This window comes from Variovorax sp. HJSM1_2 (assembly GCF_049316285.1).
GTDB lineage: Bacteria > Pseudomonadota > Gammaproteobacteria > Burkholderiales > Burkholderiaceae_C > Rhodoferax_B.
Window position 1 is genome coordinate 61,832 of record NZ_JBMOXA010000018.1, and the last position, 14,048, is coordinate 75,879.

The 14,048-nt window shown below is 61.5% G+C and carries 15 protein-coding genes; 5 read left to right on the forward strand and 10 right to left on the reverse strand.

Translation table 11 applies throughout. The features are described from left to right. Both ACFQ95_RS18390 and ACFQ95_RS18395 read left to right on the forward strand, forming a co-directional pair. Positions 1-1,218, forward strand: coding sequence for a hybrid sensor histidine kinase/response regulator (locus ACFQ95_RS18390; RefSeq protein WP_422833280.1), 1,218 nt, complete (start codon positions 1-3; stop codon positions 1,216-1,218). A 9-nt stretch (positions 1,219-1,227) separates the two neighbouring features. Then, a complete protein-coding gene (locus ACFQ95_RS18395; protein WP_422833282.1) occupies positions 1,228-2,193 on the forward strand; it encodes a response regulator in 966 nt (321 codons plus the stop codon). A gap of 52 nt (positions 2,194-2,245) precedes the next feature. Here the strand turns inward: ACFQ95_RS18395 and holA are convergent, their stop codons facing one another. Together holA and ACFQ95_RS18405 are read right to left on the reverse strand one after the other, a co-directional pair. Beyond that, positions 2,246-3,343: a DNA polymerase III subunit delta gene (holA, locus tag ACFQ95_RS18400; RefSeq protein WP_422833283.1), complete on the reverse strand. Its 1,098-nt coding sequence runs from the start codon at positions 3,341-3,343 to the stop codon at positions 2,246-2,248. Positions 3,344-3,372: 29 nt separating this feature from the next. After that, complete coding sequence (locus tag ACFQ95_RS18405; RefSeq protein ID WP_422833284.1) at positions 3,373-3,795, reverse strand: Lrp/AsnC family transcriptional regulator; 423 nt, start codon at positions 3,793-3,795, stop codon at positions 3,373-3,375. A 132-nt stretch (positions 3,796-3,927) separates the two neighbouring features. On the opposite strand from ACFQ95_RS18405, the gene ACFQ95_RS18410 reads away from it, so the two are divergent. Next, positions 3,928-5,040 (forward strand): ornithine cyclodeaminase, encoded by a 1,113-nt coding sequence (locus ACFQ95_RS18410; RefSeq protein ID WP_422833286.1) that lies wholly within the window; start codon positions 3,928-3,930, stop codon positions 5,038-5,040. Then, a complete protein-coding gene (rocF, locus tag ACFQ95_RS18415; protein ID WP_422833287.1) occupies positions 5,037-5,975 on the forward strand; it encodes an arginase in 939 nt (312 codons plus the stop codon). Before ACFQ95_RS18410 ends, rocF begins: the two co-directional genes overlap by 4 nt. A gap of 70 nt (positions 5,976-6,045) precedes the next feature. Here rocF and lptE read toward each other — a convergent pair whose 3' ends face one another. The 6 genes from lptE to ACFQ95_RS18445 form a co-directional block, all read right to left on the reverse strand. After that, positions 6,046-6,570, reverse strand: a complete 525-nt coding sequence (gene lptE, locus ACFQ95_RS18420; protein WP_422833288.1) for an LPS assembly lipoprotein LptE — start codon at positions 6,568-6,570, stop codon at positions 6,046-6,048. Then, on the reverse strand, positions 6,570-9,248 hold the full coding sequence (gene leuS / locus ACFQ95_RS18425) for a leucine--tRNA ligase (RefSeq protein WP_422833290.1): 2,679 nt from the start codon (positions 9,246-9,248) through the stop codon (positions 6,570-6,572). The genes lptE and leuS overlap by 1 nt, the downstream gene beginning before the upstream one ends. Before the next feature lie 140 nt (positions 9,249-9,388). Further along, positions 9,389-9,817: an ExbD/TolR family protein gene (locus tag ACFQ95_RS18430; protein ID WP_422833291.1), complete on the reverse strand. Its 429-nt coding sequence runs from the start codon at positions 9,815-9,817 to the stop codon at positions 9,389-9,391. A 12-nt stretch (positions 9,818-9,829) separates the two neighbouring features. Further along, positions 9,830-10,480, reverse strand: coding sequence for a MotA/TolQ/ExbB proton channel family protein (locus ACFQ95_RS18435; RefSeq protein WP_422833293.1), 651 nt, complete (start codon positions 10,478-10,480; stop codon positions 9,830-9,832). Positions 10,481-10,504: 24 nt separating this feature from the next. Next, on the reverse strand, positions 10,505-11,347 hold the full coding sequence (dapB, locus tag ACFQ95_RS18440) for a 4-hydroxy-tetrahydrodipicolinate reductase (RefSeq protein ID WP_422833295.1): 843 nt from the start codon (positions 11,345-11,347) through the stop codon (positions 10,505-10,507). 19 nt (positions 11,348-11,366) lie between these two features. Then, a complete protein-coding gene (locus tag ACFQ95_RS18445; RefSeq protein ID WP_422833297.1) occupies positions 11,367-11,936 on the reverse strand; it encodes an outer membrane protein assembly factor BamE in 570 nt (189 codons plus the stop codon). A gap of 107 nt (positions 11,937-12,043) precedes the next feature. On the opposite strand from ACFQ95_RS18445, the gene fur reads away from it, so the two are divergent. Next, entirely contained in the window at positions 12,044-12,466 is a 423-nt protein-coding gene (gene fur / locus ACFQ95_RS18450) for a ferric iron uptake transcriptional regulator (protein WP_422833299.1), read from the forward strand. Between the two features lie 68 nt (positions 12,467-12,534). Here the strand turns inward: fur and hprK are convergent, their stop codons facing one another. Further along, on the reverse strand, positions 12,535-13,479 hold the full coding sequence (hprK, locus tag ACFQ95_RS18455; RefSeq protein WP_422833301.1) for an HPr(Ser) kinase/phosphatase: 945 nt from the start codon (positions 13,477-13,479) through the stop codon (positions 12,535-12,537). Between the two features lie 27 nt (positions 13,480-13,506). Then, positions 13,507-13,974, reverse strand: a complete 468-nt coding sequence (ptsN, locus tag ACFQ95_RS18460) for a PTS IIA-like nitrogen regulatory protein PtsN (RefSeq protein WP_422833303.1) — start codon at positions 13,972-13,974, stop codon at positions 13,507-13,509. Positions 13,975-14,048 lie beyond the last annotated feature (74 nt).

Here is a 14,048-nt window from a genome sequence, read left to right on the forward strand (position 1 = left end):
ATGTCCTTGACCGAAACCCCTGCCGACCTCGACGCTTCAACGCTTTTGTACGTTGACGACGAACCGCAAGCCTGCAAGTGGTTTGCGCGCATGTTCGGCAACGAGTTCAGTATTCTCACCGCGTCCGGCGTGGACGAGGCGCTGCAGATCCTGCAGAGCCGAAGTGCCGACATTGCCGTACTGCTGACCGACTACCGCATGCCGCAGCGCCATGGCCTGGAACTGCTGCGCCTGGCGCAACGCGACCACCGTAACGTGGTGCGCGTGCTGGTGACCGCCTACGCCGAAAAGAATATGGCCATCACCGCCGTGAACGAGGGTGACGTCTATCGCATTCTCGAAAAACCGCTGGACGAGGCGCTCACCCGCAGCACACTGCGCCAGGCGCTGGCACAGCACCGGCAACGCTCGTTCGAGCGTGCCATGCACGAACACAGAGCCCTCGCCATGCGCGAAACCCTGGGCTTTCTGGCGCACGAACTCAACACTCCCCTCGCCACCGTGCGGGGCTATATGGACGCACTGCGCCAACGCTACATTCCGCCGTCGCTTGAAGATTCCAGCCCCGGAGATAGCCTGGCGGTGTTTCGTGAAGGCAGCCCGGGTGAAGTGCTGGCGGCGCTGGAGTCGGCAGAGCGGCGCACGCAGTATTGCCAGTCCTTGGTGCAAACGTTTCTGCACTCGGCACGCGATGCCTATCCAGACGCGTCTGCACCGCTGGTCACGGCCAGCAGCCTGGTCGAGTCGCTGCTCGACGAGTACCCATTTGACCTGTACGAGCGCAGCATCATGAGCCGTGAAGTACAGCAAGATTTTTCATTGCCGGGTCGGCGTGAACTGGTCTATCTGGTACTTTGCACACTCACAAAAAATGCCTTGTATGCGCTGCGTGGCGTAGACCAAGCGTCCCTGCACATCAGCATGGGCTTACAACACGATGAAAATCCGGCAGCCACTGGTGGCCTCAAAGCGGGCCGGTCCATCCCGTGGATTCGTTTCGTCGACAACGGCCCTGGTATTCCAGCCGAAATTTTGCAGCACCTGACCCATGTCCCAATGACCACCAAGAAGCATGACGGTGGCTCTGGCATGGGCTTGCTGTTCTGCCGCCGCGTGATGCAGGCGGTGGGCGGCAGCATCGAGATCCACTCCCCTCCCGGGCAGGGTACACACGTCACCCTGCAGTTCCGGCCCATCCATATTGCTAACCCAAATTGAGAACGGTTTATGAGAGCTGACAAGATTCTGTATGTTGACGACGAACCCATGGCACTCAAGTACTTTGAGCGGCTGGTCAACACCATGGCCCCTGTGCTCACGGCATCGTCCGTCGAAGAGGGCCAGGCCATTCTGCAAGCGCGCAGCGACGAGATTGCGGTGCTGATCACCGACCAGCGCATGCCCACGGCCTACGGCAATGAATTGCTGCGTTACGCACGCGATCACCACCCCGGCATCGTGCGTATGTTGACCACGGCCTATTCCGAATTGGGTGAGGCCATTGAGGCCATCAACACCGGTGAAATCTACCGCTACATCACCAAGCCTTGGGATCTGGAACTGCTGCGCACCGACCTGCGCAACGCATTGGAGTTATCCAACCTGCGCAGCGAACGCGACGAAATGCTGCGCGAGAAGCTGGCCGTGCAGCAGCAGCAATTGCTCGCCGGTCGCGTGGCGCAACTCGCGCCCGTGTGTGCCGGCTTTGTACGGCTAGATTACGAGGCCGCCGTACACAGCTTTGTACAAGCCGCGAGCGCCGCCGACTGCGCCATTCCCAACATTGACTGGGGGCGCCTGGACCACGCCGAGCTGGCCCAATCTGAAGCCCAACGTGGCGTGGCCATAGGCCAGGCTTTGCGTGCCGCACAAAGCACCCTGGGCACGTTTGCCGATGCCGCCCAGGCCGGTGCCGCCCTGGTGCAAGCTCTGCCGGGCCGAGTGGAGCTGCAGGGCGGCAAACTGCTGGTGCTGGACCGCGCCGTGTTCACCGGATTGCTGGAAGCCGAAGCGGGTGCCGCGCCCAGCGCCGAGCAAGCCACCTGGCTCGCCTGGTTGCTGCAATGGAACCGCCCGGTGCAGGTAGAACGCGCAGACAACGGCTGGGCGCTGCGCCTGGAAGGCAGCACGGTGCCTGCGGGCTGGATGGCCGACGGCATCACTCAGCTGATCGAGGACGCGCAAGCCCGCTGAGCATCGCCAGTGAAGAGTCCGCCGAACCATAGGGGCTCTTCACACCCGTGTTTTAGCTGTAGCTGCCGGCCCGTTGCGCTGTCTGCGTGGCCGAGCGTGGCGCTACGGCACAGGCACGGCACAACTGCATCGCCAGTTGCTGCAAGGCCTGCCAGCCGTTGGCCGGCCAGCCGGGGGCTTTCAAGCCTTTGACGATGCCATCGACCAAGTGGGCCGACTGCAATAACTCGGCCATCAACGGAGCGCTGAGGCGCGGCAAAACACGCTCGAACAAACGCTCCTTGACACCCCACACGCGCTGCTCGCGCAAAGCCATGGGCAGCGGCTTTCCATTGTGCATGGCGTCACGTACCCGTTTCAGCGCACGGATGTCTTCGGCCAAGGTGTAGTGCACCAAGACCTCGGCCTCGCCCTCGGCCTGCAGGCCGTCGAGCATGCGTTGCACACGTTGCACTTGTCCGCCGAGCACAGCTTCAGAAAGTTTGAACACGTCATAACGCGCCACGTTGAGCACAGCGTTTTCAATCTGCTCTTCGGTCAACTCACCAGGCGGGAACAACAAGCCAAGTTTTTGCACCTCCTGGTGCGCGGCCAGCAGGTTGCCCTCTACACGGTCGGCAAAAAACTGCAGCGCACGCTGGCCGGCTTCGCCAGTGGCGACACGTTGCTGCTGTGCCGCCAGACGCTGCGCGATCCACTGCGGCAGCGCCGCGCGCTCCACCGGGTCGACCTGCACGGTCACGCCAAAACCGTCGAGCGCAGCAAACCAGGCGCCGCTCTTGGTCATCTTGTCGAGCTTGGGTAACACCACCAGCGTGAGCGTGCTGTCGTTGTCTTGCGCCTGGCGCGCCAGCTGCTGCAGCACGGCGCTGCCGTCCTTGCCGGGCTTGCCCGAAGGGATGCGCACTTCTACAAGTTGTTTGTCGGCAAACAGGCTGAGTGAACCACCAGCCGCCAACACGCCGCTCCAGTCGAAATGTGCGCCGGCCACGGTGTGCACCGTACGCTCGGTATAGCCCTGGCTGCGCGCCATGTTGCGGATGGCATCGGCCGCTTCCTGCACCAGCAAAGGCTCATCGCCATACACGGTGTAGAGCGAGCGCAGGCCCTGCTGGAGCTGAGAGGCGAGTTTGGCGGGGGCGATCTGCATGGGGTGAGTTTACCGGGCGGCAAGCCTGTCTAAAGCTGTATGGTGGACAGCAGCAGGCTTGTCTCGGTCTGTGAAATGCCGTCGAGCAGGCGGATGCGTGTGAGCACCTGGTCAAACCCTTCCAATGTATCGGCACGCAATTCGGCGGCAATGTCCCAGCGGCCGTTGGTGGTATGGATGGCCCCCACAGCCGGGTCGCCACGCAAGGCCTGCAAAACATGCTGGGTGCGATTGCCCTCCACCGCTACCGTCATCCAGGCGCGGATACGTTGGCGCTCGGCTTGGGGCTTGAGGCGCAGGGTGTAGCCAGCAATGGTGCCATCGGCCTCGAGCCGCGCCAGCCGGTTTTGCACCGTACCGCGCGCCACCTTCAAGGTTTTGGCCAGGCTGGCCACCGGAGTACGCGCGTTGGTACGCAGCAGGCCTATGAGTTGGTGGTCAAGGTCGTCCATGATTTATACAAATTGCATCATCAGTCTGAGCATTTTGCATCATCAACCAAAAATAATGAGCAATTTTTTGGCTATTCGTTAGCGCAACAAGTTTGGAGAATCTTGGATAGAACACAAACAGGAGAGCCCACCATGGTGAACTACATAGGCATAGACCAATTACGCAAACTACTCGCCACCACCGGCCTGCCGGCCTTTTTGACGCGGCTGGCCGACACCATTGAGGCCGACTACCGGCGCTGGGACCAGTTCGACAAGTCGCCACGCCATGCCATCCACTCAAGGCACGGTGTGATCGAACTCATGCCCACCAGCGATGGACGTTTGTACAGCTGCAAATACGTCAACGGCCACCCGAAAAACACCGTCGATGGCTTGTTGACCGTGACGGCGTTTGGCGTGTTGTCCGAAGTGGAGACCGGTTACCCGCTGCTGCTGTCTGAATTGACGCTGACCACCGCGCTGCGCACCGCCGCCATGTCAGCGCTGGCGGCGCGCCGTCTGGCGCGTCCCGACGCTCGTGTGATGGCCTTGATTGGCAATGGCGCACAAAGCGAATTCCAGGCGCTGGCCTTCTACCACCTGCTGGGCATTCGCAGCCTGCGCCTGTATGACGTGGACCCCGCCGCCACGGCCAAGTTGCAGCGCAATCTGGCCGCCATGGCGCTGCCCGGTTTGGACGTGCTGCCTTGTGCCTCCACTGCAGAAGCCGTGCGCGGCAGCGACATCGTGACCACCGCCACGGCTGACAAACGCGCCGCCACCATCCTGACGCCCGAGATGATTACGCCCGGCATGCACTTGAACGCCGTGGGTGGCGACTGCCCCGGCAAAACCGAATTGGACCCGGCCATACTGCAGCGCGCCGACGCCAGGGTGTTCGTCGAGTTTGAACCACAAACGCGCATCGAAGGTGAAATCCAACGCCTGCCGGCCGACTTTGCCGTGACCGAATTCGCCCGCGTGGTACAGCGCACAGCGCCCGGTCGCACCAGCCCAGACCAGGTGACGGTATTCGACTCGGTTGGCTTTGCACTCGAAGACTTCTCGGCCCTGCATCTGCTGTACCAATTGCTGCAAGAACACCCGGAACTCACCACCCCCATCGATCTGCTGCCCGAAATGGCCGATCCAAAAGACCTGTTCGGCTTGCTCGGCCACACCCCAGCAGGCCCTTGGGTGAACGCCGCCCTGGCTGCCGCTAGGCAAGCCCGCCCAATGCCTGCAGAATCCATCGCACCATGAACGACAACCCCTTTCCCACCGCCGTGCTGATTGGCGCCCCGACCGACGTGGGCGCTGGTGCACGCGGCGCGTCCATGGGGCCGGAAGCGCTACGGGTGGCCGGCTTGAAAGAAGCCCTGCAAAGCCACGGCCTGAAGGTGATAGACCAAGGCAACCTCAGCGGCCCGCCCAATCCCTGGCAGCCGCCCGTCAACGGCTACCGCCATTTACCGGAAGTCGTGGCCTGGAACGAAGCCGTTTGTGATGCCGTCTACGGCGTGCTGCAACAAGGCCAGATGCCCATACTGCTGGGCGGCGACCATTGCCTGGGGCTGGGCAGCATTGCCGCCGTGGCGCGCCACTGCCGCGAAACCGGCAAGAAATTGCGCGTGTTGTGGCTAGACGCCCACGCCGACTTCAACACCAGCGAACTCACGCCCAGCGGCAATGTGCACGGCATGCCCGTAGCCTGTCTCTGCGGCCTGGGGCCCGATGTGTTGACGCGCATCGGTGGCCAGACGCCGGCGCTGCTGCCGCAGCAGATCCGCCAGATCGGCATACGCAGTGTGGACGAAGGTGAAAAACGCCTGGTGCACGCGCAAAGGCTGGAAGTGTTCGACATGCGCTTCATAGACGAACAAGGCATGCGCCAAACCATGCAGCAGGCGCTGGCCGGACTGGACGATGAAACCCATCTGCATGTGAGCTTCGACGTGGACTTTCTGGACCCCGACATCGCGCCCGGCGTGGGCACCACCGTACCCGGTGGCCCGACCTACCGCGAAGCACAGCTGTGTATGGAGATGATTGCCGACAGCGGCAAACTCGCCTCGCTGGACATCGTGGAACTCAACCCGGCACTGGATGTGCGCAACCGCACCGCCGTGCTGGCCGTGGACCTGGTGGAGTCGCTGTTTGGCAAAAGCACCTTGATGCGCGACCGCGCTGGGCGCTAAAAGCCCCCCTCAAAAACACAAAGCCCGGCCGAATTTGCATCCGCCGGGCTTTGTTTTTTGAGGGGCGAGGTCAGATCTCTTTGACCGATGCCAAGCGGCGCATCACCTGCTGCACGATGTCGGTCTGCATATTGCGATAGAGCAAGGCCTCTTCCGCATCTTTACCCAGCGCTTCGGTTTCCGAATAGCTGATTTCGCGTCGCTGCACGATCTCTGAATCGGGGATCAACTCCTCGCCGGCGGGTGTGCGCAGGCGGAACTTGAAACGCGAGGTGAGTGTGAACTCCTGCACCTGCCCGGCCGAGCTGCGCGTGGCCACCGATTTCACGCGTTGGTCCAGGATCACCACCAGCACCACATCGGCCTGGGTCAGGCCCAGCGCATCGTTGCGCACAGTGACCTTGCCACCGGCAGCAATCGTGCGCTTGAGCTCATTCGCCAGCGAGGATGATTCCGCCGCCTGGACGTAGATGGTGTTGAACACATAGTCCGGCGCCTGGCGCAGCTTGAAGCCGCAGGCGGAAAGACCTGCCGCAGCCGCGGCAACGGCCACGGGGCGCAAGCACTGGCGACGTGAAATTGGCGCGCCGCGCATCAGACCACCACGTTCACCAGGCGCCCCGGCACCACGATGACCTTTTTCGGCGCCGCGCCGTTGGCGGCTTTGACAAACGCTTCACTGCTCAGCGCAGCGGCTTCAATCGCTTCCTTGCTGGCACCGGCCGGCACCAGGATGGCACCGCGCAGCTTGCCGTTGACTTGCAGCATCAGTTCCACCTCGTCCTGCTCCAGCGCCTTGGGGTCGACCTTGGGCCATGGCGCATCCAGCAGATCACCAAAACGACTGGCGTAGCCCAACTCGCTCCACAGCGTATGCGCCGCGTGCGGCGTGGCCGGGTAGATACAACGCAGCAGAATGCCAAACGATTCGGCCAGGGCAATCAAAGCGCCCGGGGTGTCCAGCGCCTTGAAGTCTTCCAGCGCATTGAGCATCTTCATCGCACCCGAGACCACGGTGTTGTACTGCATGCGCTGGTAGTCGTAGTCCACCTGCTTGAGCACGGTGTGGATTTCCAGTCGCAGGGCTTTGGCCTCTTTGCCAAACTGCACATCATTCAAGCCCTTGGCGCCCGCGCTTGCTGCGCAAGCTGCTGCGAAATCAGTAGCAGCCAACTTCACGCCAAAGTTCCACACGCGGCGCAGGAAACGGTACGAGCCTTCCACCGACGCGTCGTTCCACTCCAGCGTGGCCTCGGGTGGCGCAGTGAACATGGTGTAGAGGCGCGCGGTGTCGGCACCGTACTTCTCAATCAGCTCTTGCGGATCAACACCGTTGTTTTTGCTCTTGCTCATGGTGCCCACACCTTCGTAGGTGATGGGCGTGCCAGCGGGCAGGTCACCCTTGGCGGCGATGAGCTTGGCGCCGATGATCTTGCCGGACGCATCGGCCACGTCTTCCACCTCGCTTGGCCAGAAGTACTCGATGCCACCCTTCTCGGTCTTGCGCGAGTAGATGTCGTTGAGCACCATGCCTTGGGTCAGCAGCTTGGTGAACGGTTCGTCGACCTTCACCAAGTCGAGGTCGCGCATCACCTTGGTCCAGAAACGGGCGTAGAGCAAGTGCAGGATGGCGTGTTCAATGCCACCGATGTACTGGTCCATAGGCATCCAGTAGTTGGCGCCTTCGGCGACCATCTTCTCGTCGTTCTTCGGATCGCAGTAGCGCATGAAGTACCAGGAGCTGTCGACAAAGGTGTCCATGGTGTCGGTTTCGCGGCGCGCGGCCTTGCCACACACCGGGCAGGTCACACCGGCGTGGAAACCTTCGTGCTTGTGCAGCGGGTTGCCCGAGCCGTCGGGCACGCAGTCGGTGGGCAAGACCACCGGCAGGTCCTTCTCGGGCACGGGCACGGCGCCGTGTTCATCACAATGGATGATGGGGATAGGTGTACCCCAGTAGCGCTGGCGGCTCACACCCCAGTCGCGCAGGCGCCAGGTGGTCTTCTTCTCGCCCAGGCCCTTGGTTTCCAGCGCGTGCGCCACGGCGTTGACCGCATCTTTGAAAGACAAGCCGCTGAAGCTGTCGGAGTTGATGGTCACGCCGCGTTGTTTGTCGCCGTACCAGTCCTGCCACTCGTGGTAGTTGTAGTGCAGGCCGTCGACCTGCACCACCTGCACGATGGGCAGGTCGTATTTCAGCGCAAAGGTAAAGTCGCGTTCGTCGTGTGCCGGCACGCCCATCACGGCGCCGTCGCCATAACCCATGAGCACGTAGTTGCCCACCCACACGTCGATCTTGTGGCCGTTGAGCGGGTGCACCACTTGCAGGCCGGTGGGCATGCCCACCTTTTCACGCGCGGCGAGTTCGGCTTCGGTCGTGCCACCCTTCTTGCATTCCTCAATGAAGGCGGCAAGCTGGGGGTTGCTGGCGGCGGCGTGTTGCGCCAGCGGATGCTCGGGCGCGACGGCGCAGAAGGTCACACCCATGATGGTGTCGGCGCGCGTGGTGAACACGTACATGCGACCATCACCAATCAGCGTGCCGGTGCTGTCATGGATGTCGTGGGTAAAGGCGAAACGCACACCTTCGCTCTTGCCAATCCAGTTTTCCTGCATTAGGCGCACCTTGTCGGGCCAGCCGGTGAGGTTTTCTTGCGTCTGGCCGAGCAGTTCTTCGGCGTAGTCGGTGATCTTCAGGTAGTAGCCGGGGATCTCACGCTTCTCCACGGTGGCGCCGGTGCGCCAACCCTTGCCGTCTATCACCTGTTCGTTGGCCAGCACGGTTTGGTCCACCGGGTCCCAGTTGACGACCTGGGTCTTGCGGTAGGCAATGCCTTTTTCCAGCATCTTCAGGAACAGCCACTGGTTCCACTTGTAGTACTCGGGTGAGCAGGTGGCGACTTCGCGCGACCAGTCTATGGCCAAGCCCATCGCCTGCATCTGCTTCTTCATGTAGGCGATGTTGTCGTAGGTCCACTGCGCCGGTGGCACGCCGTTCTTCAGCGCGGCGTTCTCGGCCGGCAGGCCAAACGCGTCCCAGCCCATGGGCATCAACACGTTGTAGCCGTTCATGCGCAGGTAACGCGTGAGCATGTCGTTGATGGTGTAGTTGCGCACGTGGCCCATGTGCAGCTTGCCGCTGGGATAGGGCAACATGGAACAGGCGTAGAACTTCTTCTTAGACGCGTCTTCCGTCACGCGGTAGGCGTCGCGTGTATTCCAGTGGGCCTGCGCAGCAGGTTCAACTTCGAGATGGCTGTATTTTTCTTGCATGGAGCGGAGGGGTCAAATCACGGCAATGGAGAAGCAGTTTGGCGCTGCAATGCGAGGATTTTAGGCGCTTGAGCATCACAGGCGCAGAAGCCGTGTGCAAGTAGCTTGTCGAGTCTCGAAAGATCCGCTTAACGCCGGATTCAGCGCTGGGCTGGCGCGGGCGCGTCGGCCACAAAACCGATGCGGTTCAGCCCGGCTTTTTGCGCCAGACCCATTACTTCCACCACGCGGCCGTAGGGCACGCTGGCGTCGGCACGCAATTGCACCTCGGTGTCGGGGGCGGCGGCAGCCGTTTCCGTCAGTTGGGCAAGCAGCGCATCGGCCACCAAGGGCTTGTCGTTCAGGTAGAGCTGCCCGGCGGAAGTCAGCACCAGCGTGACAAACGGTGCGCCCGAGCTGCCTTTGGCGGCATCGGTCTTGGGCAAATCGAGCCGTATGGAACTGGCCAACAGCGGCGCGGTCAGTATGAAGATCACCACCAGCACCAGCATCACGTCGATCAGCGGCGTCATATTGATGTCGCTCATGGGCTCGGTACCCTTGCTGCGTTCGAGACGGCCGAATGCCATGGCGTCGGCAGGTCAGGCGACCGGATGCCCGGCCAGCAACTCGCGCAAGTCGCGCGCAAACCCCTCGAGGTCGGCCTCCATGCGGCCCACCAAACGGCCAAACACGTTGTAGGCCAGCACGGCGGGAATGGCCACGGCCAAGCCGGCGGCGGTCATGATCAGCGCCTCGCCCACGGGGCCGGCGAGTTTGTCTATGGTGATCTGGCCCAGATGGGCGATCGCCACCAGCGCGTGGTAAATGCCCCAAACGGTGCCCAACAGCCCGACAAACGGCGCAGTAGAACCCACCGTCGCCAACAATACCTGGCCCAATTGAAGTTTGTGCAGCACCTCGTGCAGAGCATTGCGCAGCACGCGGGTGAGTTGTTGGGAGCGGTCGCCAGCACCAGCCAGGGTACCGGCGGGCGTGATCTGCTGCGTGGCCTCTATCATAGGCAGCACCATGCGCGCGCGGTCCAATGCCGAGACCCGCAAGGCGCCATCAGCCAAGTTGGGTGCTTGCCAGAATGCGGCGGTACTGCGTTCCACGTCGCTGCTGGCACGCTGCAATAACCACGACTTCCAGAGGATGACGACCCAACTCGCCACCGACATCACCAACAACAACACGGCGACGGTGCGGCTGACCAGATCACCCTCGGCAAAGTATTCAAACAATGGCATGGGTTGATTCTGGCCTGATTTCGTTTATTTGAGGCCGAGCACGTCGTACATGTCGAACAAACCCTGGCGGCGGCCCGCCAGGAAACGCACGGCGCGCAAGCTGCCCTGCGCGTAGGTGGTGCGGCTGGACGACTTGTGGCTGATCTCGATGCGTTCGCCGGTGCCGGCAAACAACACGGTGTGGTCGCCCACGATGTCGCCACCACGGATGGTGGCAAAGCCTATGCTCGACGGATCACGCTCGCCGGTGATGCCTTCGCGGGCATAGACGGCGCAGTCTTTCAGGTCGCGGCCCAGCGCGCCGGCAATCACCTCCCCCATCTTCAGCGCGGTGCCCGAAGGTGCATCAATCTTGTGCCGATGGTGCGCTTCAACAATTTCGATGTCGTATCCCGTGGCCATGGCCTTGGCGGCCATTTCCAGCAGCTTCAGCGTTACGTTGACACCCACACTCATGTTGGGCGCCATCATGATGGCGATGTCTTTGGCGATCTCGGCGATCTCGGCCTTTTGCGCGTCACTGAAACCGGTGGTGCCTATGACCACATTCACGCCCAATTGACGGCACACCTGCAGGTGGGCGAGTGTGCCTTCGGGGCGGGTGAAGTCGATCAACACCTGCGCATTTTGCAGGCCTGCAGCAATGTCAGCGGTGACGATGGCGCCCGATGGTTTGCCCAGAAAAGCGCTGGCGTCGGTGCCCAGGGACGCGCTACCTTCGCGGTCCAGAGCACCGGCGAGCACGCAGTCATCTGCGGCAGTAATGGCTTCGATCAGCATCTGGCCCATACGGCCAGATGCCCCCGCGACCGCAATGGCGAAGGGAGATGCAGATGTCGCGCCAGGCGCGGCGGAAGAATTGGTCATGGCTTGGCCCTGCCGCGTCTCAACGGGCAGATGATTCAAGTGGAGGGTAGCTGGTGGCAGCGCGCGGGGCATTGTCGTTCGTCACCGGTTTTGCCGCCTCGGCAGCGGCATCGGCTGCTGCCGCCTTGGCGTACGGTTTCAGGCTGTCTTCACTGGCTTGCAATTCAGGCACCTTGCCCATCTTGCGGCCCTGGCCGAGCAAACCGACAAACTCGGACTCGCTGGGCATGGGATCACCCTCGACACGCACCAAACGGTCATTGGCGAAAAACACCGTCAACTGGCGCGCCTGGGGCTCTATGCCTTGACGACGCAGTGTAAAAACGTAATCCCAGCGGTCTGTGTGAAACACGCTTTGCAGCAAAGGCGTACCCAGAATGTCACGCACTTGCTGGCGTCCCATGCCGGGCTTTAACGCCTCAACCTGCTCCTTGGAAACAAAGTTGCCCTGCACGATTTCGACCTTGTAAGGCGCCATCGAGCTGGCAAAACGCTTGGTCGAGTCGGTCACCCCCGAACAAGCAGCGAGAACGGAGCAAGCCGCAAGAATCAAGGCAACTTTTGAGCCGCGTGGCATTGGAGCAAACATGGGCATGACGGGTAGCGATATGATCGACCATTGTAGCGGCACGACCCTTGGCACACCCTTGTGCCCCGCTCTGTGTCCCAGACACCATTGCGAACGAAAGAACCGGCATGGCCAACATCGACGAACTCAAAAGCACCGGCCTCAAGGCCACCCTTCCACGACTGAAGATCCTGGAAGTTTTTCAAAAGGGCGAACTGCGCCACATGACGGCAGAAGACGTTTTTCGCGTCTTGCTGGTGGAACGCTCGGACATTGGCCTGGCCACCGTTTACCGCGTGTTAACCCAATTTGAGCAAGCGGGCATCTTGTCGCGCAGCCATTTCGAGTCGGGCAAAGCCGTCTATGAACTCAACGAAGGGCACCATCACGACCACTTCGTCTGCACGTCCTGCGGCGCGGTCGAAGAGTTCTTCGATGCAGAGATCGAAAAGCGCCAGCAGATGGTGGCCAAAGACAAAGGCTGGATCGTGCACGACCACGCCATGTCCCTTTACGGACTCTGCGCCAAGTGCGCATCAAAAGCCGCTTGACCGGCGTGTGTATCTGAATCAAAAAAAGGCCCGCGAGGGCCTTTTTTGTTTGGACGCAAACCTGTGGATTACTCGCCCATCGCCTTGCGGTGTCGCTCGACAAACTCCTGGTAGGTGTCGATCCCGCGCAGCTGCAAAATGGTGTTGCGCACGGCCGCTTCCACCAAAACGGCGATGTTACGCCCGGCCACCACCTGGATGATGACTTTACGCACGGGCACACCGAGCACGTCTTGCGTCAACGGCTCGTACGGCAGGCGCTCGTACTCGCGTTCCATGGTTTCCTTGCGCACCAGGTGCACGATGAGCTTCAAGCGCATCTTGCGGCGCACCGCTGTTTCACCAAAGATGCCGCGAATATCGAGCAGGCCAATGCCGCGCACCTCCAGCAGGTTTTGCAGAAGTTCCGGGCAACGCCCTTCAACCGTGGTCTGGTTGATGCGAAACAGGTCCACCGCGTCGTCCGCCACCAAGCCATTTCCACGCGAAATCAACTCCAGCCCGAGCTCACTTTTGCCCAGGCCAGATTCACCGGTGATCATCACGCCCAGACCCAGAATGTCCATGAACACACCATGCATGGAGGTGCGATCGGCAAAATGTTTGGCCAGGTAGGCACGCAAAACGTCGATCACAAATGCCGCCGACTCTTCGGTGGCAAACATGGGAATCTGCGCGCGCTCACACATCGACAGCAAGGCGTCCGGTGCGGTCTGGCCATCAGCCAAAATCAGTACCGGCGGCTCCAGCGTGACGATGCGCGAAATGCGCCGTGCACAATCTTCTGGCGTGGCATTGCTGAGGTACGCAACTTCGCGCGTACCCATGATTTGCACACGGTAGGGGTGGATGTAATTCAGGTAGCCCACCAGGTCGGCACCCGAGGTCGCGGCCTTGATGGCAACTTCGTCGAAACGGCGCTCGGATGCGCCCAGACCGGCGACCCACTCCCAGTTCAACAGACCCCGGAAGCCCTCGAACAGGACATCAGCACTGACAACGGTAGGTTTCACTAAAGCTGCCGCACCCGTTCCAAAGACTTAGGCGGGCTGAGCCGACTGCCATGCCGAGATCAGCGTGTGCAGGGCTTCAGCATCGGTCGCGGCCTTGATCTTCTCGCGCAGTGGCGCATCGCTGAGCAACTCGGCGATTTCAGACAGGATTTCGAGGTGCTTTTGTGTAGCCGCCTCTGGCACCAACAGAAAAATCAGCAGGTTGACCGGCTGCTCATCCGGGGCATCAAAACCAATCGGCTGGGCCAGCTGCACCACGGCCGCCATCGGCGCCTTCAGCCCCTTGATACGACCATGCGGAATCGCCACACCATGGCCCAGACCGGTAGAGCCCAGACGCTCGCGCGCAAACAGGCTGTCGGTGATGAGGGCGCGGCTGAGGCCGTGGATGTTCTCAAACAGCAGGCCTGCTTCTTCAAAAGCACGCTTTTTGCTGGTGGCATCAACGCTCACGAGAACTTGAGCGGGGGGCAGGATGGACGCGAGGCGATTCATAGTCAGGGGGGCGATTATGCACCTGACAGCGAATTAGCACAAAAAAGCCGCCAGGGTAACTGGCGGCTTTGTCA

Bases quoted from the DNA above. Each gene is read 5' to 3' on its own strand.
- ACFQ95_RS18390 (WP_422833280.1), top strand. From the start codon at position 1: ATGTCCTTGACCGAAACCCCTGCCGACCTCGACGCTTCAACGCTTTTG.
- ACFQ95_RS18395 (WP_422833282.1), top strand. From the start codon at position 1,228: ATGAGAGCTGACAAGATTCTGTATGTTGACGACGAACCCATGGCACTC.
- holA (WP_422833283.1), bottom strand. From the start codon at position 3,343: ATGCAGATCGCCCCCGCCAAACTCGCCTCTCAGCTCCAGCAGGGCCTG.
- ACFQ95_RS18405 (WP_422833284.1), bottom strand. From the start codon at position 3,795: ATGGACGACCTTGACCACCAACTCATAGGCCTGCTGCGTACCAACGCG.
- ACFQ95_RS18410 (WP_422833286.1), top strand. From the start codon at position 3,928: ATGGTGAACTACATAGGCATAGACCAATTACGCAAACTACTCGCCACC.
- rocF (WP_422833287.1), top strand. From the start codon at position 5,037: ATGAACGACAACCCCTTTCCCACCGCCGTGCTGATTGGCGCCCCGACC.
- lptE (WP_422833288.1), bottom strand. From the start codon at position 6,570: ATGCGCGGCGCGCCAATTTCACGTCGCCAGTGCTTGCGCCCCGTGGCC.
- leuS (WP_422833290.1), bottom strand. From the start codon at position 9,248: ATGCAAGAAAAATACAGCCATCTCGAAGTTGAACCTGCTGCGCAGGCC.
- ACFQ95_RS18430 (WP_422833291.1), bottom strand. From the start codon at position 9,817: ATGGCATTCGGCCGTCTCGAACGCAGCAAGGGTACCGAGCCCATGAGC.
- ACFQ95_RS18435 (WP_422833293.1), bottom strand. From the start codon at position 10,480: ATGCCATTGTTTGAATACTTTGCCGAGGGTGATCTGGTCAGCCGCACC.
- dapB (WP_422833295.1), bottom strand. From the start codon at position 11,347: ATGACCAATTCTTCCGCCGCGCCTGGCGCGACATCTGCATCTCCCTTC.
- ACFQ95_RS18445 (WP_422833297.1), bottom strand. From the start codon at position 11,936: ATGTTTGCTCCAATGCCACGCGGCTCAAAAGTTGCCTTGATTCTTGCG.
- fur (WP_422833299.1), top strand. From the start codon at position 12,044: ATGGCCAACATCGACGAACTCAAAAGCACCGGCCTCAAGGCCACCCTT.
- ptsN (WP_422833303.1), bottom strand. From the start codon at position 13,974: ATGAATCGCCTCGCGTCCATCCTGCCCCCCGCTCAAGTTCTCGTGAGC.